We start from the raw sequence: 25,409 nt of genomic DNA, 5'->3' as shown, positions 1-25,409 counted from the left end.
ATGCTAAAAGAGCGTATTGAAGAGGTTTATACCAAGATAGAAAAAACTGCTTTGAAAGCGCATAGGAAAAAAGAAGACATAAAGCTTTTGGCTGTTACAAAAACGGTACCTGAGGATGTTTTAAAAGAAGCTTACAGCCTTGGTATTAGGCTTTTTGGAGAAAACAAAGTCCAAGAGTTTTTAAGAAAATACGAAGCTTTAAAAGATCTTGATATAGAATGGCATTTTATAGGAGCGCTTCAAACCAACAAGGTAAAATATTTAAAAAATAAAGTAAAACTTATACACTCAGTGGATAGAAAAGCCCTTGTGGATGAGATTTCAAAACGAATGGAGCATATTGATATTCTTATAGAAGTAAACGTAGGACAAGAGAGTTCAAAATCTGGTGTAGAAGAAAATCACCTTAAAGAGCTAACAGAGTACACGCTTTCAAAACCAAACATAAACTTAAAAGGGCTTATGTGTATACCACCTTATTTTGAAGATACAGAAAAAGTACGTCCTTTTTTTGCAAAGTTAAGAAACTTAAAAGAAGATTTAGAAAAGACATTTAATATAAAACTACCTGAACTATCTATGGGCATGTCCCATGATTTTGAAGTAGCTATAGAAGAAGGTGCCACAATAGTAAGAATAGGCACATATCTCTTTGGCCAAAGACAATACACATAATGAACCTTGCAAGAAAGATTTTTGAAGCCAACAATCTTTTTAATCTGATAGAAAAAGGCGATAAAATACTCATTGGTTTTTCTGGTGGTGTAGATTCTGTGGTGCTATCTTATCTTCTTTTTAAGCTAAAAGACGTTCTTGGTATTGAGATTGGACTGGCTCATTTTAACCACCATTTAAGAGAAGATGCTGATGAAGATGAGGCTTTTTGTATAGATTTTGCTAAAAGCCTAAAAATACCTATATATGTAGAGAGATTTGATATAAAATCTTTAAAAGGCAATATAGAAGAAAACGCCCGTAAAAAGCGCTATGAGTTTCTACAAAAAACTTCAAAAAAAGAAGGCTACAATAAGATAGCTACAGCCCATCATCTTGATGATTTGGCAGAAACAATGATACTTTGGTTTGTAAGAGGAGGAGGACTAAAAGGTCTATCTGGTTTTAAGGCTTATAAAGAAAATATAATAAGACCACTTATCACCGCCACAAAAGATGAGATTAGAGCTTTTGCAAAAGAGCAACACTTGAATTGGAAAGAAGATTATACAAACTACGATGAGACTATATCAAGAAACCTCATAAGGCACAAAGTAATACCCATTTTAAAAAAGATAAACCCAAATTTTTTATCTACAGTACTCCAAGAGTCTATAATCCTTCAAGATGAAGAGGCTTTTTTGGAAGATTATACAGAGCATGTTATAAAAAATATAGATGTTTTTGATGTTAAAAGCCTAAAACAAGAGCCAAGAGCTATACAAAGACGCATTGTAAGAAAAACCTTTGGCACAAAAACGTTCCAGAAAACAGAATTGGTTTTAAAGCTTTTGGAAAACGCTAAACAAATAAGACTATCTAAAAATAAGATATTGGAAGTAAAAAATGGCAAAATAACACTAAGAATGATATAATATACATTAAACTTTTAAGAGGTGGAATACTTATGCCAAAATTATCACCAAGGGATATAAAGAGTAAGATTGCTGGTATAAAAAATACGATGCGTATTACAAACGCCATGAAGGTGGTTTCTGCCGCTAAGCTAAGAAAAGCCCAAGAGGCTATATTCAAAGCAAGACCATACTCAGATAAATTGTATGAAATAATGGCACACCTTTTTGCCCATATAGATACATATTCTCATCCGCTTTTTAAAAGAAGAGAGTTAAAGACTGTAGATCTTATAATAATAAGTGCAGACAGAGGTTTGGCTGGGGCTTTCAACACAAACCTATTTAAGAAAGTGGATAGCTATATAAAATCTTGTCAAAACCAAAACGTAAATCTCCACATAGTAGGAAGAAAGGCCTATCAGTACTATTCAAAAAGAAAATACAACATAGTTAGCTCCTATCAAGATGTATTTAAAAAAGAAATAAACTTTGATATAGTAAAAGAGCTTGGAGCTAAACTTATATCAAGATACAAAGACGAAGAAACAGATCTTATCGTGCTTTTTAACAACGAAATGATAACAAAAGCCACATACGCCCCAAAAGAAAGAAGGTTTTTACCAATAAGGGAAGAAGATATAAATATACAAGAGCGTCCATTGGACCAAAATACAGTATACAACATAGAAGGTAACGAAACGGATATACTCGATAGCATTATAAACATATACATGAACTACCAACTTTACAGGGCTATGTTAGAATCAAACGCTGCAGAACACTTTGCTCGTATGGTAGCCATGGACAATGCCACCAGAAACGCATCTGATCTTATCAAAAAATGGACTCTTATATTTAACAAAGCTCGCCAAGAATCTATCACCGCAGAGCTAATAGACATAGTAACAGCAGCAGAAGCTATGGATTAAGCTAATATATTGCATAGAAGTTTACAAGCTTTTAAGTATATTAAAATTTGATGATTCCTAAGGTATCTATAGGTGTAGAGTTTATAGCTAGGGAAGAAGATATACTAAGAGCTGTCCCAAAAGAAGTAGGGGCCTCTTTGACGTTTCTTGGTATAGCAAGAGCTTCAAAAGAAGACGGGGACATCGTAGAGCTTTTCTATGAAGCCCATGAACCCATGGCTTTAAAAATTTTTCACGATATAAGATTAAAAGCCATAAAGGATTTTTCTCTTATAGATGCCTATATCTATCATAAGATAGGTAGTGTAAAAGTAGGAGAGGTGTCTTTTTTTGTGCTGGTGCTTGGATCTCACCGAGATGAGGTTTACAAAGGTTCAAGGTTTATAGTGGATGAGGTAAAAAAAGAAGCACCCATATGGAAAAAGGAGGTTTTCAAAGATGGAAGCTCAAAATGGGTCATGGGTGCATGAAATAACATATCTTCGGATATCTATCACCGACAAATGCAATATGAAATGCTCTTACTGTAGACCTATCAATATAGATTATATATCCCACAAAGATATGCTATCTTACGAAGAGATAAGAGATATAGTGCTTGTAATGAAGGATTTTGGACTTAAAAAAGTAAGAATTACAGGTGGAGAACCCCTCGTAAGACCTCAAGTGTGGAATCTTGTATCTTTATTAAAAGCCACAAACTTAGAATCTATTTCAATGACCACCAACGGCACATATCTAAAAGATTATGCAAAACTTCTAAAAGAAGCTGGTCTTGATACTATAAATATAAGCTTAGATACACTAGATGAAAATAAATTTAAACATGTCACCAAAAGCGATATAAAACCCGTTTTAGAAGGCATTTATGAGGCTTCAGCTTTAGGTTTTAACATAAAATTAAATACAGTTTTGATAAGGAATTTCAACGACTCTGAAATAATACCCCTTGTGGAATTTGCAAAGGGTGTAAGGGCAAGGATAAGGTTTATAGAGCTAATGCCAGTGGGAAAGCTTGATTTTTTCAATAGATCAAAGATATTTTACAATGATGAGGTTTTTAAGCTTTTAGAAAAGACCTACGGAAAATTAACGGCACTACCTCCAGATGGTTCTAAAAGCGCCAAAAGGTTTCTAATAGAGTCTATAAACACAGAAGTGGGTTTTATAAGTCCAATATCAAGCCCTTTTTGCGATGGATGTTCAAAGCTAAGGCTCACTCCAGAGGGTACTATCATGTATTGCCTTAGAACCAACAGCGGTATAAATATAAAAAAGATTATAAGAGAAGAGGGTTTAGAGGCTTTTAGAAAACTAATGCCAGATATCATAAGACAAAAAAATATATCCAACGAATACATTATAAACAACGATTATAGCTTTTTGGATTGCAACAGAGCTATGACATCAATAGGTGGATAAAATAGGTAGCTGATGAAATTTAAAATTATAAACTTAGGCTGTAGGATGAATCAGTTTGATGGGGACTTCATAAGCTCTTGGCTTTTAAAACATGGTTATGAAAAATCAGAAATACCAGATATTTATATAATAAACACCTGCAGCGTTACCTCTCAAGCGGATAGAAGCTCAAGACAAGCCATTTACCAGGCCAAAAAAGAAAACCCAAACGCTATAGTAATAGCTACAGGCTGCTATGCCCAAACTCAAAAAGAGGCTTTGGAAAAACTAAAAGAAGTGGATATAGTACTTGGAAACGCCAATAGAACAGATATATTAGAAGCTATAAAAAACCATTTGGACACAAAACAAAAACTCTCTTACGTAGATAATATCTTTAGACAAAACGATATAACCTTTCAAGAGGATATTATATTTGAAAACCACAGGCCTTTTTTGAAAATCCAAGAAGGATGTAACAGTTTTTGCAGTTTTTGTATAATACCTTTTGCCAGAGGTAAATCAAGAAGCGTAGATGAAGAGCTTGTTATCAAAAGCGTACAAAACCTATATGAAAAAGGCTACAAAGAGGTAGTCCTTACCGGTACACAGCTAAGCCAATATGGACACGATAAAGGCACTTCACTTTATAAGCTTTTAAAAAAACTTTTAAAAATACCAATATTTATAAGGCTTTCTTCTATGAATGTAAATGAGATTAAAACAGATAAAAAGCTTTTAGAGCTTATAACAGAAGAGCCAAATATTATGCCTCATTTTCATCTTTCTCTTCAAAGCGCCAGCGATAGGCTATTAAAAGCTATGAGAAGAGAATACACGCTAAAAGAGTATGAAGAAGTGGTAAATTTTATAATAAAAAAAAGACCAATAAGTGCCATTGGTACAGATATAATAGTAGGTTTTCCCACAGAAAACCAAGAAGATTTCAATATCACCTACAATTTTTTAAAAGATTTTCCTTTTGCTTACCTTCATATATTCACATATTCAGATAGACCCCTTACGAAAGCCCAAAGACTAACACCAAAAGTAGATTCAAACACCAAAAAAGAGCGCTCAAAACTTCTTCATAACCTTGATCAAGAAAAAAGGGAACGCTTTAGAGCATCTATGAAAGGTAAAACCCTAAGAGCCATCACCATATCCCCTGACAAAGCCCTTACAGAAAACTATATAGAACTAACCCCAAAAGACTTAAATATAGATAAATTTGAAAAAATAAATGATATAATAATGATACGCTTATGAAGATAGTGGCAAGAAGTGTAAAGGTAGAGCCCTTAGATGCAAAGATAGAGCGCTGTAAAGACGGCGAAAATTCTAAGTTTTACTGCCTTAAAGTTTTGATAACCTTTTCAAATGGTACCACCAAAGAGTATATTATGAGAGCCCACAACGAGCCAAAAACCTTAGAGCGTTTTATAAACAACGAAAAAGGCTATAAAGATAAGTTTCAAGATAAATTCGCTCTGACAGACAAAGGAGATATCGTATATCTACCAAACGTACCAGAAGAGGCTATTTCTAAATAACTATCTACAAGATATATCCACAAAAGCCTGCATACTTATATGTTCTTCAGATTTTACAGGTGTTGGTAAAGCCTTTGCCATAGCAAATCTCATCGGTAGCACCGGATGGTTTTGGGCATAAGAAATGCTTTTCACAAAACACTCTTTTTGAAAAATCTTAGAAAAGTTTGAGGCGTAAACCATGGATTTTTTGGCCAAATCCTTTATAAGATAGTTCTTTGTAGCATCTATATCTTTTTTTGGTACTATAAAACCAGTATACGTTATCTCATAGTTTATACCCTTTAAAGCGTTTAATATTTTTGTTTGGTTTTCAGGATTTTTCATATAAAAACTATAATCGTTTATACCTTTATAACCCTCACATACATATTTGTTTTTAGAATAAAAGCAGTTTTTTAAAATCCTAAAACTACCGCCTTTGTAAGATATATTTAAACCTCTAATCAAATGATCGACTTTGCCAAGGTAGGCTATCACATCAGCACTATTTTGGGCGCTATAATTTATCTCTATATCAAGCTTATAAACGCTAGGCATAATACTTTTACTATCTTTTATCATAATCTTTATATCTGGATAAGCATAAGACAACGCACAAAAACCAAAAATAAATATTAAAAGTTTAAAAGTTTTCATAAATTTTATTATAGCAATTTATTATAGCAATTTCTCAAACTAAATAGCATGATATAATAAAGAATGCACGTTTCAAATAGCAAATTTATCTTTGTTACAGGTGGTGTTTTATCTTCTCTTGGTAAAGGTGTGGCTTCAGCTTCTATTGGAGCTTTGCTTGAAGGTTTGGGGCTTAATATAACCCTTCAAAAGTTAGATCCTTATTTAAATGTAGACCCTGGGACCATGAACCCATATCAACACGGCGAGGTATTTGTAACAGAAGATGGTGCCGAAACAGACCTTGATCTTGGACATTACGAAAGATTTACCAATACAAACTTATCTAAACTAAACAACATAACCGCTGGCAAAATATACAACAGCGTTTTGGAAAAAGAAAGAAAAGGCGTATACCTTGGTTCTACGGTACAGGTTATACCCCACGTAACCGACGAAATAAAATCTATGATACTAAAAGCATCAAAAGACAAAGATATAGCTATAGTGGAAATAGGTGGCACCGTTGGAGATATAGAGAGTTTACCGTTTTTAGAGGCTATAAGGCAGCTTCAGCTTGAACTTGGAAAAGAAAACACACTTTTCATACACTTAACCTATGTCCCCTACATATCTGTGGCAGGTGAGTTAAAAACAAAACCAACCCAACACTCTGTAAAAGAATTAAGGGCAATAGGTATACAACCAGATATCATAATATGCCGCTCCGAAGTAGAGCTTCCTCAAGATGTAAAATCAAAAATAGCGATGTTTTGCAACGTAAAACCAGAGAATGTAATATCTGCCTACGATGTAGATTACATCTATAAAATACCTCTTATTTTAAAAGCTCAAAACTTAGACAAAATCATTATTGATGCTTTTAGATTAGAAAACAAAGAACCAAATCTTACAAAGTGGGAAAACATAGTATCAAGCTTAGAACATCTAAAAGATTCTATAGATATAGCCATCGTGGGGAAGTATATAAAATTAAAAGATGCTTACAAAAGTCTTATAGAAGCTCTTATACATGGGGGCATTGAACATAAGTTAAAAGTAAATATGATTTGGATTGATTCTGAAAATTTAAATGAAAAAGATTTAGAACATGTAGATGGTATTTTGATTCCAGGGGGTTTTGGCGAAAGGGGAATAGAGGGAAAGATAAAAGCGCTTAATTACGGCAGAACTAAAAACATACCAACATTTGGTATATGTCTTGGTATGCAGCTTATGGCTGTGGAGTTTGCCAGAAACGTTTTAGGCTTTAAAGATGCAAATTCCACGGAGTTTGATCCAAATACATCAAACCCTGTTATAGATATAATGGAAGAGCAAAAGGGCATAGAAAACTTGGGCGGGACTATGAGACTTGGAGCTTACGAATGCCTTATAAAAGAAAACACAAAAGCTTATGAGATTTACAAAGAAAACCTCATATACGAAAGACATAGACATAGATACGAATTCAACAACAAATACAAAGAAGATTTTGAAAAACATGGTTTTATAGCTTCTGGCATATACCCTAAAAAATCTTTGGTGGAGATATTAGAGCTTCAAAGCCATAGATGGTATATAGGATGTCAGTTTCATCCGGAGTTTAAAAGTAAGCCCTTCAAAGCTCATAAATTGTTTGCATCTTTTATAGAAAACGCATATATTTATAAGAACGAAAGGAGTTAAGATATGGCTTTGGATTATCAACCGATGTATGTACTTGCCAGCGGAATGAGTTTAGAACAAAGAAGACTAGATGTAGTGGCCAACAACATAGCCAATGCAGATACACCTGGTTTTAAAAAAGATTTTCTATCAGCTTTAGCCTACTATACACCAGATGCCACCAAAGAACCTGGCAACGCCCCAGATAACCCTTCCAACAACTATGTATATACTATTATGGAAAAGATATACACAAACTACACAGAAGGACCTATAAAGAAAACCGACAATCCCCTTGATTTAGCCATAAACGGCAAAGGTTTTTTCAAAGTTATGAACGATAAAGGTGAAATATTTTATCAAAGAAGAGGAGATTTTCAGCTGGATAAAAATGGTTATCTCGTAAACCATTACGGTATGAAGGTATTGGGACCCAAAAACCAACCCATCCAAATACCACCTATTGCCACATCTATACATATTTCACCCCAAGGAAACGTGTTTATTACCACCCAAGGCACCAACGAAACACCTTCTCAAGTAGGTACCATAGGCTTAGTGGACCTCACAAACCCAGAAAAAGCTGGTAACGACCTTTACACAGCCCAAAACGCCACCCCAGACACCACATCTACTCTCATACAAGGGGCTTTGGAAGGCTCCAACGTAAATCCAGTAAGGGAAATGGTACAGCTTATCGACCTTTCAAAAGCCTATCAAGTCTATGGAAACCTTGTGAAAGGCCTAGAAACCACGCAGTCTAAAGTCTCAAATAACTTCGGTTAGTTTTTAGGATTTTAAGATAAAGGTTTTTATAACGGTTATTATGGCTTCATGGATTATTATAAAAAAAGCCAAAAACGTATAAAAAATACCAGAAGACATTTTTATGTTTGATATGAAGTAAAATCCCAACAAGACAAAAAAAGGTGTTAGTAAAATATTTAATATATCAAAAAGTATATCTTTTTTAACGATTTTTCTAGAGATAGTAGAAGATGTTAGTTTATAAATCTGTATTTTGAGGCTTTTAAAATCTACTACGTAGTCTTTTGAATTCTCTTCCGATACTACCTCGCCGTCTTTTGCATAAAGAATGCCATCTTTATAGTAGGCTTTTTTCATATATATGTATTTGCCGTTTTGGGATACAAACATATTTTCAAAGGAATCCTTTGATTTGTTGTCAAAATAAACTGCATAATCCCCTACATGTTCAAAGGTCTTTGGAGGTATTGCTTCTATAACTCTTTTGGCAAACTCTTCCATAAGATAGTTTTTAGCGTAAGTGATATCTTCGTTTGTAATAAAAAATGAAAACAAAAACCCCAAGAAAAGAGGTATAGCCACTACATAAAGGCTTTGCCTTAATATATAAAAAGGACTTACCCCAAATATATAAAAAGCTTGTATTTTATTTTGGCTAAAAAGCTTATAAAAAAAAGAAAAAACGCTTATAATAACACCAAGAGGTAAAAAGTATATAAAATAATAAGAAAACCAAGAGGCTAAAAACCCCAAAGCGGTTAAACCATTAACATAACTAAGCACATAAACCAAAGAAAAAGATTCTATGGAAAAAAATATAAAACATATAACCATGGTGTAAAAATACACGTTTACAAGCAAACCTTTGAGGAAAAACAAAAAAATTCTCATAAAATAACTATTTTAGCATATAAGCTTGCCACAATCTAATGACTATAGTATAATAATGCTATGTTTAAGGATTTTAACTTTAGCATATACCTTGTAACGGATGACGCTTTTTTTGTGGATAGAGACGTTGTAAGAACGATAGAGCAGGCCATAGAAGGCGGTGTAACAGCTGTGCAGTATAGGTTTAAAAACAAGCCTTCTAGAAAAATGTACGAAGAGCTTTTGGTATTAAGAGATATCACCAAACAAAACAAAGTAGCCCTTATAGTAAACGACAGGGTAGATTTGGCCATAGCTGTAAAAGCCGATGGAGTGCATGTAGGACAAGAGGACTTACCACCAGATGTTTGTAGAAAAATAATACCAGAGGATATGATAGTAGGATATTCGGTAAACAATTTAGAACAGCTAAAAGATGCTATGACGATGCCAATAGACTATATAGGGTTTGGCTCTGTTTTCCATACAAAGACCAAAAAAGATTACAAATACGTAGGACTTGAAGCCCTTTGCAAAGCAACAAATATCACATCTATACCTATTATAGCAATAGGAGGTATAACACACTACAATCTAAAAGATGTGTTAAAGTGCAAAGTAAAAGGAGTGGCGGTGGTATCTGCGATACTTGGTTTTGAAGATGTAAAAAGAGCAGCATCTGATTTTAAGCAAATGTACAAAGAAAGCTTAAGTATGCAAATATGAAAATAATAGAGCTTCTTAAGAATAAAAAGGGGGTATCTTTTGAATTTTTTCCCCCTAAAAGCCAAAAAGATAAAGAAGCTCTTTTAGAAACTGCAAAAGAATTAAAGGTTTTCGAACCAAACTTTGTATCGGTAACCCATGGAGCAAGTGGCAACTCCGTATCCCAAAAACCACCCATAGAATACACAAAAGAAACGGTGCTTGAGTTAAAAAACTCTCTTGGTTTAAATATAATGGCTCATCTTACGTGCATATCTCATACAAAAGATGAACTTATGAGTATATTGGGCTTTTACAAAGAAAATAACATAGACAACATATTGGCTTTAAGAGGTGATATACCAAAAAACGGTGAAAAAAGAGGCTGCTCTCATGCATCAGAGCTTATAGATCTTATAAAGACATATTTTGATGATAGTTTTTGCATAGGAGTGGCAGCTTACCCGGAAGGACATCCAGAATCTCCTAACATGGAATGGGAAATAAAATATTTTAAACAAAAGGTAGAAAAAGGAGCAAGCTTTGCCATTACCCAGATGTTTTTTGACAACAGTTATTACTATGAATTTTTAGACCTATGCCACAAGGCAAACATAGATATACCCATAATACCTGGGATTATGCCTATTACTAACATAAAACAAATATCTAAGTTTGCAAGCATGTGCGGTGCCACAATTCCCTCTTATATCACAGATGCGTTGGAAAACCTAAACGAAGAAGATGTAGTAAAAAAAGGTGTTGAAATAGCTATAAATCAATGCGAAGATCTCATAAAAAACGGCGTAAAACATATTCACTTTTACACACTAAACAAATCAAAAGCCACACTTCAAATATTAAAAGCCATAAAACTATAACCTTTAAGCTTTTGAAAGCCTCATAGCGTTTAACACTACGCTCACAGACGAAAGCCCCATCAAAAGCCCAGCAAACTGAGGTTCTATGTAAATGCCGTATTTAGAAAAAATACCAGCGGCAGAGGGTATCATAACAGCATTGTAACCAAAAGCCCAAAAGAGGTTTTGCTTTACGTTTTTCATAAATTTATCCGTAAGGTCTAAAAGATATATTATTTTTTCAAGACCACCACTTGATACTACAATATCTGTACTTACTTTAGCAGCATCTAAGGCTTTTGATACAGCTATACCAACATCAGAAAGCGCCATAGCCTTTGCATCGTTTATACCATCTCCCACCATACAGACTATATGATTTTCATCTTTTAATCGTTTTATAAGATTTGATTTATCGGTAGGGCTCATAGAGGCAAAGTAGTGCTCTATACCAAGAGTATCTGCTATATATTTGACATTTTGTTCGGTATCTCCAGAACAAAGTATGATTTGCTTTTTTCTTTGTTTTAAGCTTTTAATAAAATCTTTAGCGTATGGGCTTATAGCATCTTCAAGATAAAAAATGCCCATGAGACTTTCTTTTGTGCCTATACCTATAGCTTTTTTGTTTATATCTTTATCCCAAAAAGAAACATCTGTTATATAAATATCTTCACACTTTATACCAAAACCTTTTATCTCTTCACACGTTAAATTTATGTCCATATTGTAATCTTTACAGTGTTCATAAAGGGCTTTTCCTATCGGATGGTTTGAAAACCTTTCAGCATGTTTTATCAAAGAGCATACTTTTTCCTTATCCTCTTTTATATCCTCTTTTACAACTTTAAAGGTGCCTTCTGTTAAAGTACCAGTTTTATCTAGCACAAAAGTATCGGCTTTGTAAAGGGTTTCTAAAGAAGCGGCGTTTTTTATCAAAATACCATTCTTAAAAGCCATAGAAACTGCCACCATAACAGATATAGGCACCGCTATACCCATAGCGCAAGGACACGATATCACAAGGGTAGATACAGAGTAGTTTAAAGCCTCTTCTGTGGGTACACCTATTATTTTCCATATTACAAACACAAAAGAAGATATTAAGATAATAGCCTGTACAAAGTAAGAAGAGACCTTATCGGATATTCTTTGTATGTTTGGTTTTTTCTCAAGGCTTAAATTTGAAGCTCTTACAAGCTCATTTATAAAAGATTTTTCAGCTATATTTACCACAACTCCTTTTATATAACCGCTTTTTACCAAAGAACCAGATATTACGTTATCTCCTTCTTTTACAAAAACAGGCTCAAACTCCCCATTTATAAAAGATGTATCTATATAAGCACTTCCTTCTTTTACCACAATATCCAAAGATACCCTGTCTCCAGCTTTAAATAAAACAATATCCCCCTCTTTTAAAGAGTAAGAATCCACAATCAGCTCCTCAGTACCTTTCAAAACCCTTGCACTTCTTAGGTTTAAAGATGTAAGATTTTTAAGATAGGCGCTTGCTTTTTTCTTTAGTCTATACTCTATGAGCTTTCCTATTAAGACAAAAGATACCAAAAAAGTGGGTGTTTCAAAAAATGTGTTTCCTTTTAAAAGCCCAAATACCACAAAAGAACTATACACTATAGATACAAAGCTTCCTAAAGCCACCAAAAGATCCATATTACCAGTTTTGGCTTTTAAAGAAGCGATAGCCCCTTTGTAAAAATCTTTGGCAGTGTAAAACTGAACAGCTATTGCTAAAACCATCTCTATATAATCTTTGTAGGCTATAGAGCTGTAGTTAAGAGCCATTATAAGAATACCCGATGCTATACCAAAAGCTATTTTTAGAGCTATCTCTTTTGATCTGTCAAGTTCTAAAATAGAGGCTTCATACCCTTTTGATCTTATGAAAGCCATTATATCTTCAGAGGAAATAATATCTTTATCGTATTCTATATAAAGGGTTTGTTTTATATTGTCTAAAACTGCCTTTTTTACACCATTTAAGGATTCTAAATCCTCTTTTGTAAGTAAAGCACAAGAGTCAGTGGAGCAATCTACTTTATCAAGGTATAGGTTTAAAACACCAGACTCTTCTACTACTTGGGCCTCGTATCCAAGCTCTTTTATTTTTTTAACGATATCTTCTTTTGATAAAATATTTTCATCAAAGCTCACTATAGCCCTTTCTAAAACCAAAGATACATCAACATCTTCTACACCTTTTGTTTTTTTAAGACCTATCTGTATAGTCCTTTGGCAGTTTACACAGGTCATCCCACTTATTTTGAACACTTTTCTCATATTTACCAATCTATCAACAAATCAATGATAAATCAAGCAAGATATTTAAATGTTAAAATCAATAAAAACTCTCTAGCAATTTTTTACCATATTCGCTTTTTGGGCTTTTAAAAAAATCATCTTTTTTAGAGATCTCTTGCACTATACCATCTTTTAACACCATCACCCTATCCGCTATATAATAAACCACATCTATATCGTGGGTTATAATGATTGAACTAAAATAAGCTTTCATGTTCTTAAAAGCGCACAAAACGTCTTTTTGTATCAAAACATCTAAAGAAGTTGTGGGCTCATCGGCTATCACCAAGGAAGAGCCCCTTGCCAAAGACATTGCTATCATTACCCTCTGCTTTTGACCCCCTGAAAGCTGATGGGGATATTTTTTCTTTAGCTCATCTACATTAAGCCCCACAAGGTTTATAGCCTTATCTATATCCATACCAGAGCTTTCTTTTACAGCCTCTTTTACCATCTTTATCTGTGAATATATGTTAAAAAGAGGATCCAAATAATTGCCTGGGTCTTGAAATATCATAAATATATCCTTACCCTTATACTCTATAAGCCCGTTATAATCAATAAGTCCCATTATAGCTTTTGCAATGGTGGATTTACCAGAACCAGATTCTCCCACTATAGAAAATATCTCATTTTCTTCTATATCAAAACTAACATCTTTTAAAATATGTTTATTTTTATAAAATACGTTTAAATTTTCTACTTTTAAAAGCATAAAAACTAAGTATATTATATAATAAAATAAATCAATATGAAAGCTGTTATACTGGCAGGGGGTTCTGGTACAAGACTATACCCCACTACAGAAGTGTTAAACAAGCATCTTTTGCCTATATACAACAAACCTATGATATATTATCCGCTGTCGTTGGTGATGCTTCTTGGTATAAGGGATATAGCCATTGTGGTAAACCCACAAGATTTGGAGAGTTTTAAACTCTTGTTAAAAGATGGGTCTCATATTGGTATAAATATAACTTATATTATTCAAGAAAAACCAAGGGGCTTAGCAGAAGGGCTTATTCTTGCAAAAGATTTTATAAAAGATGATTATGTGCTTTATCTTTTGGGAGATAACATATTCTTTGGACATGATTTGCCCAAGATTGTAAGTTTGGCAAAAGAAAGGGTTTTAAAAGAAAACGGGGCATCTATATTTTGCTATCACGTAAAAGACCCAGAGCGCTTTGGTATAGCAGAAATATCAGAAGATGGTAAGGTGATCTCTTTAGAGGAAAAACCAAAGCATCCAAAATCCAATTATGCAGTGGTTGGTATGTATGTATACGATAAAGATGCAGTTTATATAGCAAAAGATATAAAGCCTTCTCATAGAGGAGAGCTTGAGATTACATCTGTAAACGAAGTTTATTTGAAAGCTAATAAGCTATACGCCTATATACTGGGAAGGGGTTTTGCTTGGTTTGATGCTGGAACCCACGATAGTTTTATGGAAGCCTCTGAATTTATATCAACAATAGAAAAGCGTACTGGTCTTATGGTAGGATGTATAGAAGAGATAGCTTACAACAACGGATGGATCACAAAAGAGAAACTTTTAGAATTAGCACACAATTTAAGAAAAACAGATTACGGAAAATACTTAATGGAGATAGTCCAAGATCATGCCTTTTGAGTTTATAAAAACAGATATAAAAGAGGTGATACTGATAAAGCCAAAGGTCTTTGAAGACGAAAGAGGGTTTTTCTTAGAAAGCTATAAAAAATCTGAGTTTGAGGAAAACGGTATAACAGATGTCTTTATCCAAGATAATCATTCAAAATCTGTAAAAGGAGTATTAAGGGGCCTTCATTATCAAAAAGAACCAGAAGCTCAAGGAAAGCTTGTAAGATGTATAAAGGGTAAAATATTTGATGTGGCAGTAGATATAAGAAAAAATAGTCCCACTTACGGCAAATGGGTAGGATATGAGCTCTCAGAAGAAAACAAACTGATGCTTTTTATACCAAAGGGCTTTGCCCATGGATTTTTGACCCTTTCAGAAGAAGCTGAAGTAATATACAAAGTATCTGGGGCCGAGTATTCAAAAGAACACGACAAAGGTATAATATGGAACGATAAAACCATAAACATAAAATGGCCTTTAGAACATATAAAAGAGGTTATTTTATCTGATAAAGATAAAAATCTACCAACACTAGAACAAGCAGACAACAACTTTTTATACGGAGGATAAATTTTGAAATTACTTGTAACAGGTGGAGCTGGTTTTATAGGCAGTGAGTTTGTAAGAGAAGGCGTAAAAAGAGGATATGATATTGTTGTGGTGGACAAGCTAACCTATGCTGGGGATTTGGAAAGACTAAAAGAAGTAGAAGAGAATATAACATTCTACAAAGCAGATATTACCAACAAAGAGTTTATAGAGCATATTTTTAAAACTGAAAAGCCAAAGGTTGTAGTTCATTTTGCAGCAGAATCCCATGTGGATAGAAGTATATTGGATGCAAGCCCTTTTATAAAGACAAATGTAGAAGGCACACAAGTGCTTCTTGATGTAGCAAAAGATATAGGTGTTGATAAGTTTATCAACATAGCCACAGATGAGGTTTATGGAGAACTTGGGCAAGAGGGAACGTTCAAAGAAGATTCACTCCTTGTTCCAAACTCCCCTTACTCTTCATCAAAAGCAGCTGCTGATATGCTTGGAAGAGCTTACTATAAAACCTACAAGCTTCCAGTTATAACCGTTAGACCCTCCAACAACTACGGTCCTTGGCAATATCCAGAAAAGCTTATACCTGTTGTCATCTTAAAGGCCCTAAACAACGAAAAGATACCTGTATATGGCACTGGGCAGAATGTAAGAGAGTGGCTTTATGTCTCAGATTGTGCTGATGCTATATTTGAGATAATGGAAAAAGGCAAAATTGGTGAGATTTACAACGTAGGTAGCAATCAAGAACGAAGAAACATAGATGTGGTAAAAACTATATTAAAACTTTTACATAAAAATGAAGATCTTATAGAGTTTGTAAAGGATAGACCAGGACATGATTTTAGATATTCTTTAGATACTACAAAGATAAAAAATGAGCTTGGCTGGGAAGCAAAAACTACATTTGAAGAAGGTATAGAAAAAACTGTAAAATGGTATATAGAAAATATGGCATGGGTAGAGAAAAAACTCAAATACCTAAAAGAGTATTGGGATAAGGTATATAGCGTATGAAATACCTTATACTTGGTAAAAATGGACAGCTGGGAAAAGCGTTTTTAAATGCACTTCAAAATGAAGATATTTTGGGGCTTGATAAAGAAGATTGCGATATATCAGATTTTGACAGATTAAAAGAGATCTTTGATTCTTATAGACCAGATATAGTATTAAACTGTAGTGCTTATAACCTTGTAGATAAAGCCGAGACAGATTTTCCAAGTGCTTACAAAACAAACGCCTATGGAGTAAAAAACTTAGCTTACCTTTCCAAACAATACAACGCTTACTTTATAACATACTCAACAGATTACGTGTTTGATGGTACAAAAGAAGGACTATACAAAGAAGAAGATACGCCAAACCCCATCAACGAATACGGTAAAAGTAAACTCTCAGGTGAAATATGGACTTTAGAAGAGGGGTTGGAAAAATGTTTGATATTTAGGACAAGCTGGGTATATGGGGATGGTACACAAAACTTTGTTTATAAGCTTTTAAACTGGGCTAAAAATAACGATATTTTAAAAATAGCGATAGATGAGTTTTCTGTACCAACGCCTGCAGACTTTTTGGTAGAAAAAACTCTAAAAGCTATAGACAAAAACTTAAGCGGTCTATATCATCTTGTCCCAAACGGCTACGCTTCTCGTTACGAATGGGCAAAGTTAATTTTAAAGGTTTACGGCATAAAGAAAATCATAATACCGGTAAGCAAAGAAGTATTTAACTTACCAGCGAGAAGGCCAGATTTTTCAGCCCTAGATTCAAGTAAAATCCAAAAAGATTTAAATGAAAACTTTGAAGAGTGGAATGACTTATTAAAAAGGTTTTATTGACCAGAGATTAAAACATTGGTAAAATAGATGTATGAAAACAGACGAAATAAGGGAAAAGTTTTTATCTTTTTTTGAAAATAAAGGGCATACCGTTGTGAAAAGTGCTTCTATTGTGCCTAAAAGCGATCCTACGCTTCTATTTGTCAATGCTGGTATGGTACCTTTTAAAAATGTATTCTTAGGGCTTGAAAGTTTACCTTACAAAAGAGCTACCTCTTGTCAAAAGTGTTTCAGAGTATCAGGCAAGCACAACGACCTTGAAAGCGTAGGAAGAACCACAAGACACCATACGTTTTTTGAAATGCTTGGAAACTTTTCCTTCGGAGATTACTTTAAGAAAGAGGCCATACTTTACGCTTGGGAGTTTGTTACAGAGGTTTTGAGACTACCAAAAGATAAGATATATGTAAGCGTCCATCAAAACGATCAAGAAGCTTACGACATATGGAAAGATATGGTAAAAGTGCCAGAGGATAAGATATGGCGTATGGGGGATGAAGATAACTTTTGGCAAATGGGAGAGACTGGTCCTTGCGGATATTCTTCTGAAATCTACATAGATAGGGGAGAAAAATATTCTCAAGATGAAAGATACTTAGAAATCTGGAACCTCGTTTTTATGCAGTTTAACAAAGATGAATCCGGACATATGGAACCCTTAGCCAAACCCTCTATAGACACTGGTATGGGGCTCGAAAGAATAGCCTCTGTGATGCAGGGCAAAGACTCAAACTTTGAGATAGATATTATAATGCCTATTATACATTTTGTAGAAGATCTTTCTTCTAAACGCTACAAAACCGATGAAGAAACTGATATTGCCATGAGGGTTATAGCCGATCATTCAAGAGCTTGCACCGTAGCCATATCTGAGGGTATTATACCTTCCAACGAAGGAAGAGGCTATGTAATAAGAAAAGTCTTAAGAAGAGCCGTAAGATTTGGTTATAAGATAGGTATAAAAGAAGAGTTTTTATACAAAAGCGTAGATGTGGTGGTAGATACGTTAAAAAACGCATATCCAGAGCTTGAAATGAGCAAAGAATTTGTTAAAAATATAATAAAAGCTGAAGAATCGAGATTTTTAGAAACATTGCAAAACTCTTTGGAGCTTTTTGATAGATATATAGCTGAGAACAAGTCAAACGTTATAAGTGGGGATTTTATCTTTAAAGCTTACGATACCTACGGATTTCCTTTAGATATACTTCAAGAGATGGCCCATGAAAAAGGTATGACCCTTGATATGAAAGGTTTTTATGAGCTTTTAGAAAAACAAAAAGAAGAATCGAGAAAACACTTCAAAAGTGAAGAAAAGGTGGATGAGGTATACCTTAGCATAAAAGACAAGGCAAGATCAATCTTCACAGGATACACACACACCGAAGAACAAGCAAAAGCCCTTTTCATAATAAAAGATGGTAAAATAACAGAAGAGCTAAAAGAGCAAGAAGATGGTATCATCATCCTTGATAAAACACCTTTTTATCCAGAAAAAGGCGGTCAAATAGGAGACAGCGGTATACTGGAAAACAGCGAAGCACTTTTTATAGTAAACGATACCAAAACCCCAACGGATGGAGTAATAGCCCATATAGGAAAACTAATAAAGGGAAGGCTAAGAGTAGGCGCAGGCGTACTTGCAAAAATAGATAAAGAAAGAAGAGAGGATATAAAAAGACATCACACCTCTACACATCTTTTGCATGCAGCTTTGAGAAATATGTTTGGTGAATCTGTAAGACAGGCTGGTTCTTACGTGGGAGATGAGTTTTTAAGGTTTGATTTTACATTTTATAGAAGCCTAAAACCAGAAGAGTTAGAAGCTTTGGAAGCGATGATAAACGAAGAGATTATGAAAAATGAAGAAGTATTTGTAAAAGAGCTTCCATACCAAGAGGCTATAAAAACTGGAGCTATAGCAATATTTGAAGAAAAATACGGTGATGTAGTAAGGGTAATAAGCGCTGGAGATTTCTCTAAAGAGCTTTGCGGTGGAACCCACGTAAAAAGAACCGGGGATATAGGTTATTTTAAAATAATATCAGAATCATCCGTAGGAGCAGGTATAAGACGCATAATTGCAAAGGCTGGTAGAAAAGCTGTAAGAGAAGCCTATGAAGATAGCAATCTCTTAAAAGCCATATACCAAGAAATAGGTGCCAACAAGCAAAACCTTTTAGAAAGGCTAACAGCTTTAAAAGAAGAACTGAAAGAAAAAGATAACCACATCCAAACGTTGAAATCTAAATTGGTACGCTTAGAAGCTAAATCCTCTGTAAACCTAGAACAAATAAACGGTATAAAACTATACTGGGGTATATTGGAAGAAGCTTCTTTGGACAATCTTAGAGAGATAGCAGATTCCTATAGACACCATCCAAACACGGTGGTGTTTTTAGTTTCCAAAAGCCCAAAAAAGAGTATACTCATAGCTAGATCAAAAGATTTAAACTACGATATGAAAGCTATTATAAAAGATGTAGCAAAACCAATGGAAGGGTCTGGCGGCGGTAGAGAAGATTTAGCCCAAGGAGGGGTTCAAAAGATAGAAACGTTTAACAGTGCTTTAGAAGTATTGAAAAGCATTTTAAGCAAATAACTATATCAAAGATAAAGAATTATAAAGTTTTTAAGATTTTAATAAAAATTTTATATAAACCCTCCCAAAAGGGAGGGTAATTGGTATCAATGTAAGCCCATTTTATCTAAGAGCCTACCTCTGCGTATGTAAATTGCTATACCAAAGAGTATTAGGAAAGCAAGCGTTACTACGCCCATTTCAAAGCGTCTTGTTTGTTCAGCTGGTGTGGGTGTATCCACAGCTCTTAGATAAGCCACAACTTCAGCAGCTTCTTTCGGTTGGCCGTGCAATATAGCTGGCATTGCAGTACCTGGAATGATTTGACCGGGGTTTTGAACCCAATTAAACAAGTACGCCGATCCTCTTGCAAGGTACATAGTAGACAAGTCTGGTGGAACTTTACCAAACTGGGTTTTAAGGGTATGAAGTTCAGACGCAAAAGCAGCATCGTAGACATCTTGTGGTAGATACATTGCAAAACCTTTGGTTTTTTGATGGAACGGTGCCAAAAGACTATCTGAAGGTATAGGTTTTGCAAATTGTTTTATGATCATTGGATAATTTGGATCTGATTTTACAGATAAAGGATACACACCGTCGTATCTTAAAGAATGGCAAGCGGCACATTGTTGGGTGACTATCTGACGACCAGCAGCTATTATCTGAGGATTATCGCTGTAAATCATGGCTCTGTATTTTGTTGGGAGTGGATACTCTTGTTCTTGAACAAAAGGATTTTTTACCCATATGATGAAGAAAAAGCCCACTACAAATACAGTAAAGAATATTGTCTTAAGGATATTGCCTAAACTCATTGTTCACCCCCTTTAGCATAATCTACTTCACCTTTAGCTTTAGCATAACCAAGCTCTATAAATGATATAATAGGCAAAGATATAAAGAACAAGAACAATAGAGCTGTGAAGAATAAACCAACTTTAGCTACTTGAGGTGTGGCTGGAAGTGTACCTATTATTGTAAGACCAGCACCAGCAAATATAAATACAATATACATTATAAAGAAAAGAGGTCTTCTTCTGGCGCTTCTAATAGGAGAAAAATCAAGCCAAGGTAAAATAAGTAAAAGAGCTAAAACCAAGTTGAAGGTTACAAAACCAACAAATTTGTTAGGTATAGATCTAAATATGGCGTAATAACCTTTTAGGTACCATTCTGGGGCTATTTCAGCTGGGGTTTGGAGTGGGTTTGCTGGTTCCCAGTTTGTGGCTGGTAAGAATTCTTTCATGTAGAAGAATACGAAGAAGAAGAACAGAGCAAGATAAAACATTGCTATAGCACCTTCTTTTAGAGTAACGTAAGGATGGAAAGGCACACCTTCTTTTTTCTTATCGTATGGTTTACCGTCTGGGTTTGATATACCAGCAGCTCTTACTAAGAATAGGTGTATGCTAACTACACCAAGAAGTATAAGAGGAAGTATCAAAACATGAAGGGCAAAAAATCTACCTAAAGCTATGTTTCCAAGGGTATAACCACCTCTCATAAGAAGAGATATGGTCTCACCTATTACACCTGGAATAGCACCTGGTATTTCAACCGTAACCTCTGTAGCCCAGTAAGAAAGCTGGCCCCAAGGCAAGACATAACCAGTAAGAGCGGTAAGAAGAAGCAAGAAATATATTATAAATCCCATTACCCAAACAAGCTCTCTTGGCTTCTTGTAAGCGTTGTAATATATGCCGGTAAACATGTGAAGATATATAACCGCTAAGAAAAAGTTTGCCCCAGCAGCGTGTATACTTCTAAATAACCATCCGTATGGTATAACTTTCCATATGAAAAGAGCGGCACTATCAAAGGCAAGTGTATCATAAGGTTTATAGTACATCAGAAGTATCATTCCAGATAATATTTGCACAGTAAAAGCGATTATCGCCAATACGCCAAAAGCATATGGAAACGTGAGGTTTTTTGGGACTTTGTAGTCCACCATCTGGGACTGAAATATTTCACTCAAATGTGTTCTTTCTTCAATAAATTTAGCAAGACCCATTCCTATTCCTCCTTTTTATCAAGCATACGGATTCCAGAACTTCTTAACAAAGCCTGGAGTACCTATCTCAAGCGTATTGCCGTTTAAAGCTTGTGGTGGTATACCAAGAGGTAATGGCGCTGGACCAGATATGTTGTCTCCCCAAGGAGTGTATATGCTACCATGACATGGACAATGAAATACTGGAATGTTGGAAGGATTCATAGCAGGATCACCATCTGGTTTCCATAGAGGAATACAGCCAAGGTGAGTGCATTTGGCTATGATAGCGTAAACGTTGTGGTTGCCAAGTATGTCCCTGTTGTGGTTTTTGTATTTGTCGTTTTTTACTGGACCATTCCAGTTAAAAGGTGTTGGCAACATCATAACAAACACCGGAAAACCTTTCCACGATGTGACCCTCACATCCATCGGTTTTAACTGAGATACGTCGTAATCCACTTTTGACTGAAGCGCCGACGCTGCACTTGGTCCTAAACTTTTTAGAATAGGATAGGCAGCTCCAACAGCAGCCACAGCGCCAAAGGCACCTACAACGTACTGCATAAAATCGCGTCTTGATGCTTCCATAATAAGTACCTCCTATAAATCTAAATACAGTATACCACAAAACATACATTTTTAAATATAACTTATATTAGGATTTTCTTATATAAAGAAATTCTTATAATCATTAAAGCTAAAGTTATAACATCAATTGCTTTTTTTTATAAATTTATTATGCTATGAAAGGTATATTGGAAAAGCTTTTAGGAAAACCAAAAGAAGAAAACCCAAAAACTAAGTCTCAATCAATATACATAAAGGATATAGAAATTACACCTGGATACTTAGAACAAGACAAAGATGCGCGTATAGAAGAATACTGGGTAGAAACAATGGCCACCTCCGAAGACGGTTATTGGTTTTTGGCAGGTAGAAGACACGGGCTTTTTAGTTTGTACAAATACAACGGGGCTTTGGTAAGGCTTCCAGCAAGACCACCATCCCAAGCGGTAGTAAATATCGTATTTAGAGATAAATTTCTTGCGATATCGAGTCCGCCTTATGTTTCAGTGCATGAGATGATAGATCCATACAATCCAAAATCTTGGAAAAGCATAAAACTTACCCAAGAGGGTTTAAGACCAGCCGGAGGTTTAGATATAGCAAACGGTCTTCTCATATACGGAAGCTTATCAAATCAGGTGGTAATAGTAGAGCTTGATTTTGATAAAGGTGTCATAGAACCAAAAAATATAATAAGACTTCAGGATTTTGATCAAATAAAATTTATAAAAATCCTAAGAAATAGAAATATCATTGTCTCTGGTCCAAAAAAAACGGTTGTTATCGACGTAAACGGAAACATTTTACAGGAGCTAAGCATTCCATCTTCTTGTGCTACTTTTAAAGATGATATTTTATATCTGGTAGGCAACGAGTTAATAGGATACAACGTAGATACAAAAACAGAAGTTTTTAGATACCCACTCTCTTGCAATCCAAACGATATAGATGTGTATGAACATATAGCACTCATAGCCGACAAGGAAGAAAACAGACTAACATTTTTTGATACGAAACTTGGCCAAGAGATGGGAGTATTAGAAGACGGCGGATACTCCGTAGTGAAAGTATCTCCAGATGGTTCTATATATACATCTTTTGTAGATAGGGAAAACAAACTTTACTACCTTAGAAAGTTTGATACAAATTTGCTTGATCTATACTATTCAAAAGAACGCCAAGAAGCTATAAGAAAAAACGCTCAAAAGCTTTATAGAGACTTCAAAAAAAGGTTAAACAACAACGAAACAGAAGATATACCAGAGTTAAAAGAACTTAAGACCTTGATGTCTTATCCTTTTAAAGATATAAGAGAGCTTATAGAAAAAGCTGAAGAAGAGCTTTACCAAAAAATTATAGAGTTAAAATTTGAGGCTTTTAAAAGCCAAATACCAAACATAAACGCAAAAATTTACGAAGAGCTTCAAGAGTTTGGCAAAAACTTAGACGAAAGATATCAAGAGGCTTTTGAAAAACTTCAAAAAGAAGCTTTAGAATCTCTTAAAAATCTTATAGAAAAACATATTAAAGAAGTAGAGCAAGCGATATCAAAAAACTCTATAGCAAGCCAAATAGAAGCGGAGTCTTTAGAAGAGGTAAAAAGGGCAAGAGAGGTTTTTTTAAGTTTACCAAGAGATATACAGCCAGAGGCTTTTGATAGGTTAAACAAGCTAATACAAAGGTTTATAATAAGTAGAAGGTTAGAAAAGTACAAAATCGAAATAGACAACAACACGATAAAAATAGCGGATGTAAAGGTAGAGATACCTCAAAACATAAGAAAAAAACTAAAATGGCAACTAAAGTTGGAAGAAAAGCTCGTTATAGAACAGAAACTTTATTCAAAGGTCTCTTTTGTAAGAGAAGATGGTATCACCAGAGAACCAAAAAGATACAACAACTACCTTACTATAGATGAGATGAGGCATAAACCAAAATGGATAGCAAGATATCTATCAAAATTAAATGGGCTTTTTGGCTATCAAGATAGCTCTATCTTAAATCCCACCGTGAGCTTTGAAGACACGCCTTGGTTTGTGCAAAATTTGGCAATGCTATCAAAAGCCCTAAATGAGCAACTAAAATACAACGAAGGAATAGTGATTATAGAAGGGGATGCCGGTGTAGGTAAAAACTTCCTTATAGAGGTTTACTCAGCCCTTACCAGAAGACCACTTTTTATAATACCTTGTCATTCAAAAATGGAGAAAGAAGATATAACGTTTGTATACGAATACGACCCCAAAATAGGCACAAAAAGGACAAAATCAAACCTTATAAAAGCTTTAGAAACCCCAAACGCCATAATCTTTTTTGATGAGATAAACACACTACCCACGTCGCTTGTTAAAGTTTTTAACCCTTTGTTTGACTATAGAAGGTATATGTATTTATCTTACGATAGTATAGTAAAAGCCGAAAAAAATGTGCTTTTTGTGGGAGCTATGAACCCTCAAAACTATTTGGGCGTATCAGAGCTACCTCAGGATATAAAATCAAGGGCAGACATACTTTACATAGATTATCCACCTTTTGAAGATGAGAAAGGTTTTTATTATCCAGATGAAGCTCTTATATTAAAAGATTATGTAGCGGGGTTTGAAGGTCTTACAAAAGAAGACTTCATATACTTATGGTACGATAAAATAAACGGTATAAACCACGATAAAGCAATAAACGTATCTGAAATCACCATAAGGAATCTCTACAAAATTTTTGAGCTTTTAAAAATAGCATCCTCAATTAGAAGAGCCTACAGAGATTATCAATCTGGACAATCTGAAGAAGCCATAGATTTTGTCTTTTCTATGAGAGATACCATAAGATGCGCTAGAAAGCTAAACGAAAGCGACAACGTAAAAGAGGTAGTAAAATCTACAATATTACCAAAAGTTTCAAATCTCTTTGAGAGAAAAAGCGTAGAAACGCTAATAGATGATACTTAACAAAACATCATTGACAATTTTAAAAGTCGGTTTA

General features: G+C 34.6%; 24 protein-coding genes. 17 read left to right on the top strand and 7 right to left on the bottom strand.

The genetic code is table 11. The features are described 5' to 3' along the window. Genes HYD3684_RS07710 through HYD3684_RS07680 form a run of 7 tightly spaced genes read left to right on the top strand, consistent with a single transcriptional unit; the run spans position 1 to position 5,454 of the window. On the top strand, positions 1 to 675 hold the full coding sequence (locus HYD3684_RS07710) for a YggS family pyridoxal phosphate-dependent enzyme (RefSeq protein WP_015420096.1): 675 nt from the start codon (positions 1 to 3) through the stop codon (positions 673 to 675). Then, positions 675 to 1,589 carry a tRNA lysidine(34) synthetase TilS gene (gene tilS, locus HYD3684_RS07705; protein ID WP_015420095.1) on the top strand — a complete coding sequence of 305 codons (915 nt, stop codon included), beginning with the start codon at positions 675 to 677 and terminating at the stop codon, positions 1,587 to 1,589. The genes HYD3684_RS07710 and tilS overlap by 1 nt, the downstream gene beginning before the upstream one ends. Before the next feature lie 32 nt (positions 1,590 to 1,621). Next, positions 1,622 to 2,500, top strand: a complete 879-nt coding sequence (locus HYD3684_RS07700; protein WP_015420094.1) for a F0F1 ATP synthase subunit gamma — start codon at positions 1,622 to 1,624, stop codon at positions 2,498 to 2,500. A 50-nt stretch (positions 2,501 to 2,550) separates the two neighbouring features. Beyond that, entirely contained in the window at positions 2,551 to 2,970 is a 420-nt protein-coding gene (locus tag HYD3684_RS07695; protein WP_015420093.1) for a molybdenum cofactor biosynthesis protein MoaE, read from the top strand. Beyond that, the gene (gene moaA, locus HYD3684_RS07690) at positions 2,939 to 3,922 is read left to right on the top strand and encodes a GTP 3',8-cyclase MoaA (RefSeq protein WP_015420092.1); all 984 of its coding nucleotides are present in this window, start codon (positions 2,939 to 2,941) and stop codon (positions 3,920 to 3,922) included. Before HYD3684_RS07695 ends, moaA begins: the two co-directional genes overlap by 32 nt. Positions 3,923 to 3,934: 12 nt before the next feature. Next, complete coding sequence (mtaB, locus tag HYD3684_RS07685) at positions 3,935 to 5,170, top strand: tRNA (N(6)-L-threonylcarbamoyladenosine(37)-C(2))-methylthiotransferase MtaB (RefSeq protein WP_015420091.1); 1,236 nt, start codon at positions 3,935 to 3,937, stop codon at positions 5,168 to 5,170. Further along, entirely contained in the window at positions 5,167 to 5,454 is a 288-nt protein-coding gene (locus HYD3684_RS07680) for a hypothetical protein (RefSeq protein WP_015420090.1), read from the top strand. Before mtaB ends, HYD3684_RS07680 begins: the two co-directional genes overlap by 4 nt. On the opposite strand, the gene HYD3684_RS07675 is transcribed toward HYD3684_RS07680, so the two are convergent. Further along, entirely contained in the window at positions 5,455 to 6,093 is a 639-nt protein-coding gene (locus tag HYD3684_RS07675; protein ID WP_015420089.1) for a hypothetical protein, read from the bottom strand. A gap of 63 nt (positions 6,094 to 6,156) precedes the next feature. Here HYD3684_RS07675 and HYD3684_RS07670 point away from each other — a divergent pair, with 63 nt between their 5' ends. After that, positions 6,157 to 7,761 carry a CTP synthase gene (locus HYD3684_RS07670; protein WP_015420088.1) on the top strand — a complete coding sequence of 535 codons (1,605 nt, stop codon included), beginning with the start codon at positions 6,157 to 6,159 and terminating at the stop codon, positions 7,759 to 7,761. 3 nt (positions 7,762 to 7,764) lie between these two features. After that, a complete protein-coding gene (flgF, locus tag HYD3684_RS07665; protein WP_015420087.1) occupies positions 7,765 to 8,526 on the top strand; it encodes a flagellar basal-body rod protein FlgF in 762 nt (253 codons plus the stop codon). 3 nt (positions 8,527 to 8,529) lie between these two features. Here the strand turns inward: flgF and HYD3684_RS07660 are convergent, their stop codons facing one another. Next, on the bottom strand, positions 8,530 to 9,399 hold the full coding sequence (locus HYD3684_RS07660; RefSeq protein ID WP_015420086.1) for an LptF/LptG family permease: 870 nt from the start codon (positions 9,397 to 9,399) through the stop codon (positions 8,530 to 8,532). Positions 9,400 to 9,459: 60 nt separating this feature from the next. On the opposite strand from HYD3684_RS07660, the gene thiE reads away from it, so the two are divergent. Both thiE and metF read left to right on the top strand, forming a co-directional pair. Next, positions 9,460 to 10,104 carry a thiamine phosphate synthase gene (gene thiE / locus HYD3684_RS07655; protein WP_015420085.1) on the top strand — a complete coding sequence of 215 codons (645 nt, stop codon included), beginning with the start codon at positions 9,460 to 9,462 and terminating at the stop codon, positions 10,102 to 10,104. Then, positions 10,101 to 10,964, top strand: a complete 864-nt coding sequence (gene metF, locus HYD3684_RS07650) for a methylenetetrahydrofolate reductase [NAD(P)H] (RefSeq protein ID WP_015420084.1) — start codon at positions 10,101 to 10,103, stop codon at positions 10,962 to 10,964. Before thiE ends, metF begins: the two co-directional genes overlap by 4 nt. Positions 10,965 to 10,967: 3 nt before the next feature. Here the strand turns inward: metF and HYD3684_RS07645 are convergent, their stop codons facing one another. Next, positions 10,968 to 13,244, bottom strand: coding sequence for a cation-translocating P-type ATPase (locus HYD3684_RS07645; RefSeq protein ID WP_015420083.1), 2,277 nt, complete (start codon positions 13,242 to 13,244; stop codon positions 10,968 to 10,970). A 58-nt stretch (positions 13,245 to 13,302) separates the two neighbouring features. Continuing rightward, entirely contained in the window at positions 13,303 to 13,980 is a 678-nt protein-coding gene (locus HYD3684_RS07640) for an ABC transporter ATP-binding protein (protein ID WP_015420082.1), read from the bottom strand. A gap of 36 nt (positions 13,981 to 14,016) precedes the next feature. On the opposite strand from HYD3684_RS07640, the gene rfbA reads away from it, so the two are divergent. From rfbA to alaS, 5 genes are read left to right on the top strand one after another with little or no spacing between them, the layout of a single operon-like run. Beyond that, positions 14,017 to 14,901: a glucose-1-phosphate thymidylyltransferase RfbA gene (gene rfbA, locus HYD3684_RS07635; RefSeq protein WP_015420081.1), complete on the top strand. Its 885-nt coding sequence runs from the start codon at positions 14,017 to 14,019 to the stop codon at positions 14,899 to 14,901. Next, positions 14,891 to 15,463 carry a dTDP-4-dehydrorhamnose 3,5-epimerase gene (rfbC, locus tag HYD3684_RS07630; protein ID WP_015420080.1) on the top strand — a complete coding sequence of 191 codons (573 nt, stop codon included), beginning with the start codon at positions 14,891 to 14,893 and terminating at the stop codon, positions 15,461 to 15,463. The genes rfbA and rfbC overlap by 11 nt, the downstream gene beginning before the upstream one ends. A 3-nt stretch (positions 15,464 to 15,466) precedes the next feature. Beyond that, a complete protein-coding gene (rfbB, locus tag HYD3684_RS07625; protein WP_015420079.1) occupies positions 15,467 to 16,459 on the top strand; it encodes a dTDP-glucose 4,6-dehydratase in 993 nt (330 codons plus the stop codon). Next, the gene (gene rfbD, locus HYD3684_RS07620) at positions 16,456 to 17,283 is read left to right on the top strand and encodes a dTDP-4-dehydrorhamnose reductase (RefSeq protein ID WP_015420078.1); all 828 of its coding nucleotides are present in this window, start codon (positions 16,456 to 16,458) and stop codon (positions 17,281 to 17,283) included. Before rfbB ends, rfbD begins: the two co-directional genes overlap by 4 nt. Positions 17,284 to 17,314: 31 nt before the next feature. After that, positions 17,315 to 19,885, top strand: a complete 2,571-nt coding sequence (gene alaS / locus HYD3684_RS07615; protein ID WP_015420077.1) for an alanine--tRNA ligase — start codon at positions 17,315 to 17,317, stop codon at positions 19,883 to 19,885. A gap of 86 nt (positions 19,886 to 19,971) precedes the next feature. Here the strand turns inward: alaS and HYD3684_RS07610 are convergent, their stop codons facing one another. Genes HYD3684_RS07610 through petA form a run of 3 tightly spaced genes read right to left on the bottom strand, consistent with a single transcriptional unit; the run spans position 19,972 to position 22,451 of the window. Beyond that, on the bottom strand, positions 19,972 to 20,682 hold the full coding sequence (locus tag HYD3684_RS07610) for a cytochrome c1 (RefSeq protein ID WP_015420076.1): 711 nt from the start codon (positions 20,680 to 20,682) through the stop codon (positions 19,972 to 19,974). Beyond that, the gene (locus tag HYD3684_RS07605; RefSeq protein ID WP_015420075.1) at positions 20,679 to 21,881 is read right to left on the bottom strand and encodes a cytochrome bc complex cytochrome b subunit; all 1,203 of its coding nucleotides are present in this window, start codon (positions 21,879 to 21,881) and stop codon (positions 20,679 to 20,681) included. The genes HYD3684_RS07610 and HYD3684_RS07605 overlap by 4 nt, the downstream gene beginning before the upstream one ends. An 18-nt stretch (positions 21,882 to 21,899) precedes the next feature. Then, on the bottom strand, positions 21,900 to 22,451 hold the full coding sequence (gene petA / locus HYD3684_RS07600) for a ubiquinol-cytochrome c reductase iron-sulfur subunit (RefSeq protein ID WP_015420074.1): 552 nt from the start codon (positions 22,449 to 22,451) through the stop codon (positions 21,900 to 21,902). Between the two features lie 155 nt (positions 22,452 to 22,606). Here petA and HYD3684_RS07595 point away from each other — a divergent pair, with 155 nt between their 5' ends. After that, positions 22,607 to 25,375, top strand: a complete 2,769-nt coding sequence (locus tag HYD3684_RS07595) for an AAA family ATPase (protein WP_015420073.1) — start codon at positions 22,607 to 22,609, stop codon at positions 25,373 to 25,375. Positions 25,376 to 25,409 lie beyond the last annotated feature (34 nt).

The organism is Hydrogenobaculum sp. 3684 (genome assembly GCF_000213785.1).
Lineage (GTDB): Bacteria > Aquificota > Aquificia > Aquificales > Aquificaceae > Hydrogenobaculum.
The sequence above is the reverse complement of the archived record's forward strand: the minus strand, read 5'-3'. Positions and strand labels throughout refer to the sequence as shown.

What these genes read in the sequence shown, in the direction of transcription:
- HYD3684_RS07610 (WP_015420076.1), bottom strand. Translation starts at nt 20,682, where the DNA reads ATGAGTTTAGGCAATATCCTTAAGACAATATTCTTTACTGTATTTGTA.
- HYD3684_RS07660 (WP_015420086.1), bottom strand. Translation starts at nt 9,399, where the DNA reads ATGAGAATTTTTTTGTTTTTCCTCAAAGGTTTGCTTGTAAACGTGTAT.
- HYD3684_RS07670 (WP_015420088.1), top strand. Translation starts at nt 6,157, where the DNA reads ATGCACGTTTCAAATAGCAAATTTATCTTTGTTACAGGTGGTGTTTTA.
- thiE (WP_015420085.1), top strand. Translation starts at nt 9,460, where the DNA reads ATGTTTAAGGATTTTAACTTTAGCATATACCTTGTAACGGATGACGCT.
- HYD3684_RS07675 (WP_015420089.1), bottom strand. Translation starts at nt 6,093, where the DNA reads ATGAAAACTTTTAAACTTTTAATATTTATTTTTGGTTTTTGTGCGTTG.
- HYD3684_RS07700 (WP_015420094.1), top strand. Translation starts at nt 1,622, where the DNA reads ATGCCAAAATTATCACCAAGGGATATAAAGAGTAAGATTGCTGGTATA.
- metF (WP_015420084.1), top strand. Translation starts at nt 10,101, where the DNA reads ATGAAAATAATAGAGCTTCTTAAGAATAAAAAGGGGGTATCTTTTGAA.
- moaA (WP_015420092.1), top strand. Translation starts at nt 2,939, where the DNA reads ATGGAAGCTCAAAATGGGTCATGGGTGCATGAAATAACATATCTTCGG.
- HYD3684_RS07680 (WP_015420090.1), top strand. Translation starts at nt 5,167, where the DNA reads ATGAAGATAGTGGCAAGAAGTGTAAAGGTAGAGCCCTTAGATGCAAAG.
- flgF (WP_015420087.1), top strand. Translation starts at nt 7,765, where the DNA reads ATGGCTTTGGATTATCAACCGATGTATGTACTTGCCAGCGGAATGAGT.
- rfbD (WP_015420078.1), top strand. Translation starts at nt 16,456, where the DNA reads ATGAAATACCTTATACTTGGTAAAAATGGACAGCTGGGAAAAGCGTTT.
- HYD3684_RS07640 (WP_015420082.1), bottom strand. Translation starts at nt 13,980, where the DNA reads ATGCTTTTAAAAGTAGAAAATTTAAACGTATTTTATAAAAATAAACAT.
- rfbC (WP_015420080.1), top strand. Translation starts at nt 14,891, where the DNA reads ATGCCTTTTGAGTTTATAAAAACAGATATAAAAGAGGTGATACTGATA.
- HYD3684_RS07710 (WP_015420096.1), top strand. Translation starts at nt 1, where the DNA reads ATGCTAAAAGAGCGTATTGAAGAGGTTTATACCAAGATAGAAAAAACT.
- HYD3684_RS07645 (WP_015420083.1), bottom strand. Translation starts at nt 13,244, where the DNA reads ATGAGAAAAGTGTTCAAAATAAGTGGGATGACCTGTGTAAACTGCCAA.
- rfbA (WP_015420081.1), top strand. Translation starts at nt 14,017, where the DNA reads ATGAAAGCTGTTATACTGGCAGGGGGTTCTGGTACAAGACTATACCCC.
- HYD3684_RS07595 (WP_015420073.1), top strand. Translation starts at nt 22,607, where the DNA reads ATGAAAGGTATATTGGAAAAGCTTTTAGGAAAACCAAAAGAAGAAAAC.
- tilS (WP_015420095.1), top strand. Translation starts at nt 675, where the DNA reads ATGAACCTTGCAAGAAAGATTTTTGAAGCCAACAATCTTTTTAATCTG.
- HYD3684_RS07695 (WP_015420093.1), top strand. Translation starts at nt 2,551, where the DNA reads ATGATTCCTAAGGTATCTATAGGTGTAGAGTTTATAGCTAGGGAAGAA.
- alaS (WP_015420077.1), top strand. Translation starts at nt 17,315, where the DNA reads ATGAAAACAGACGAAATAAGGGAAAAGTTTTTATCTTTTTTTGAAAAT.
- HYD3684_RS07605 (WP_015420075.1), bottom strand. Translation starts at nt 21,881, where the DNA reads ATGGGTCTTGCTAAATTTATTGAAGAAAGAACACATTTGAGTGAAATA.
- petA (WP_015420074.1), bottom strand. Translation starts at nt 22,451, where the DNA reads ATGGAAGCATCAAGACGCGATTTTATGCAGTACGTTGTAGGTGCCTTT.
- mtaB (WP_015420091.1), top strand. Translation starts at nt 3,935, where the DNA reads ATGAAATTTAAAATTATAAACTTAGGCTGTAGGATGAATCAGTTTGAT.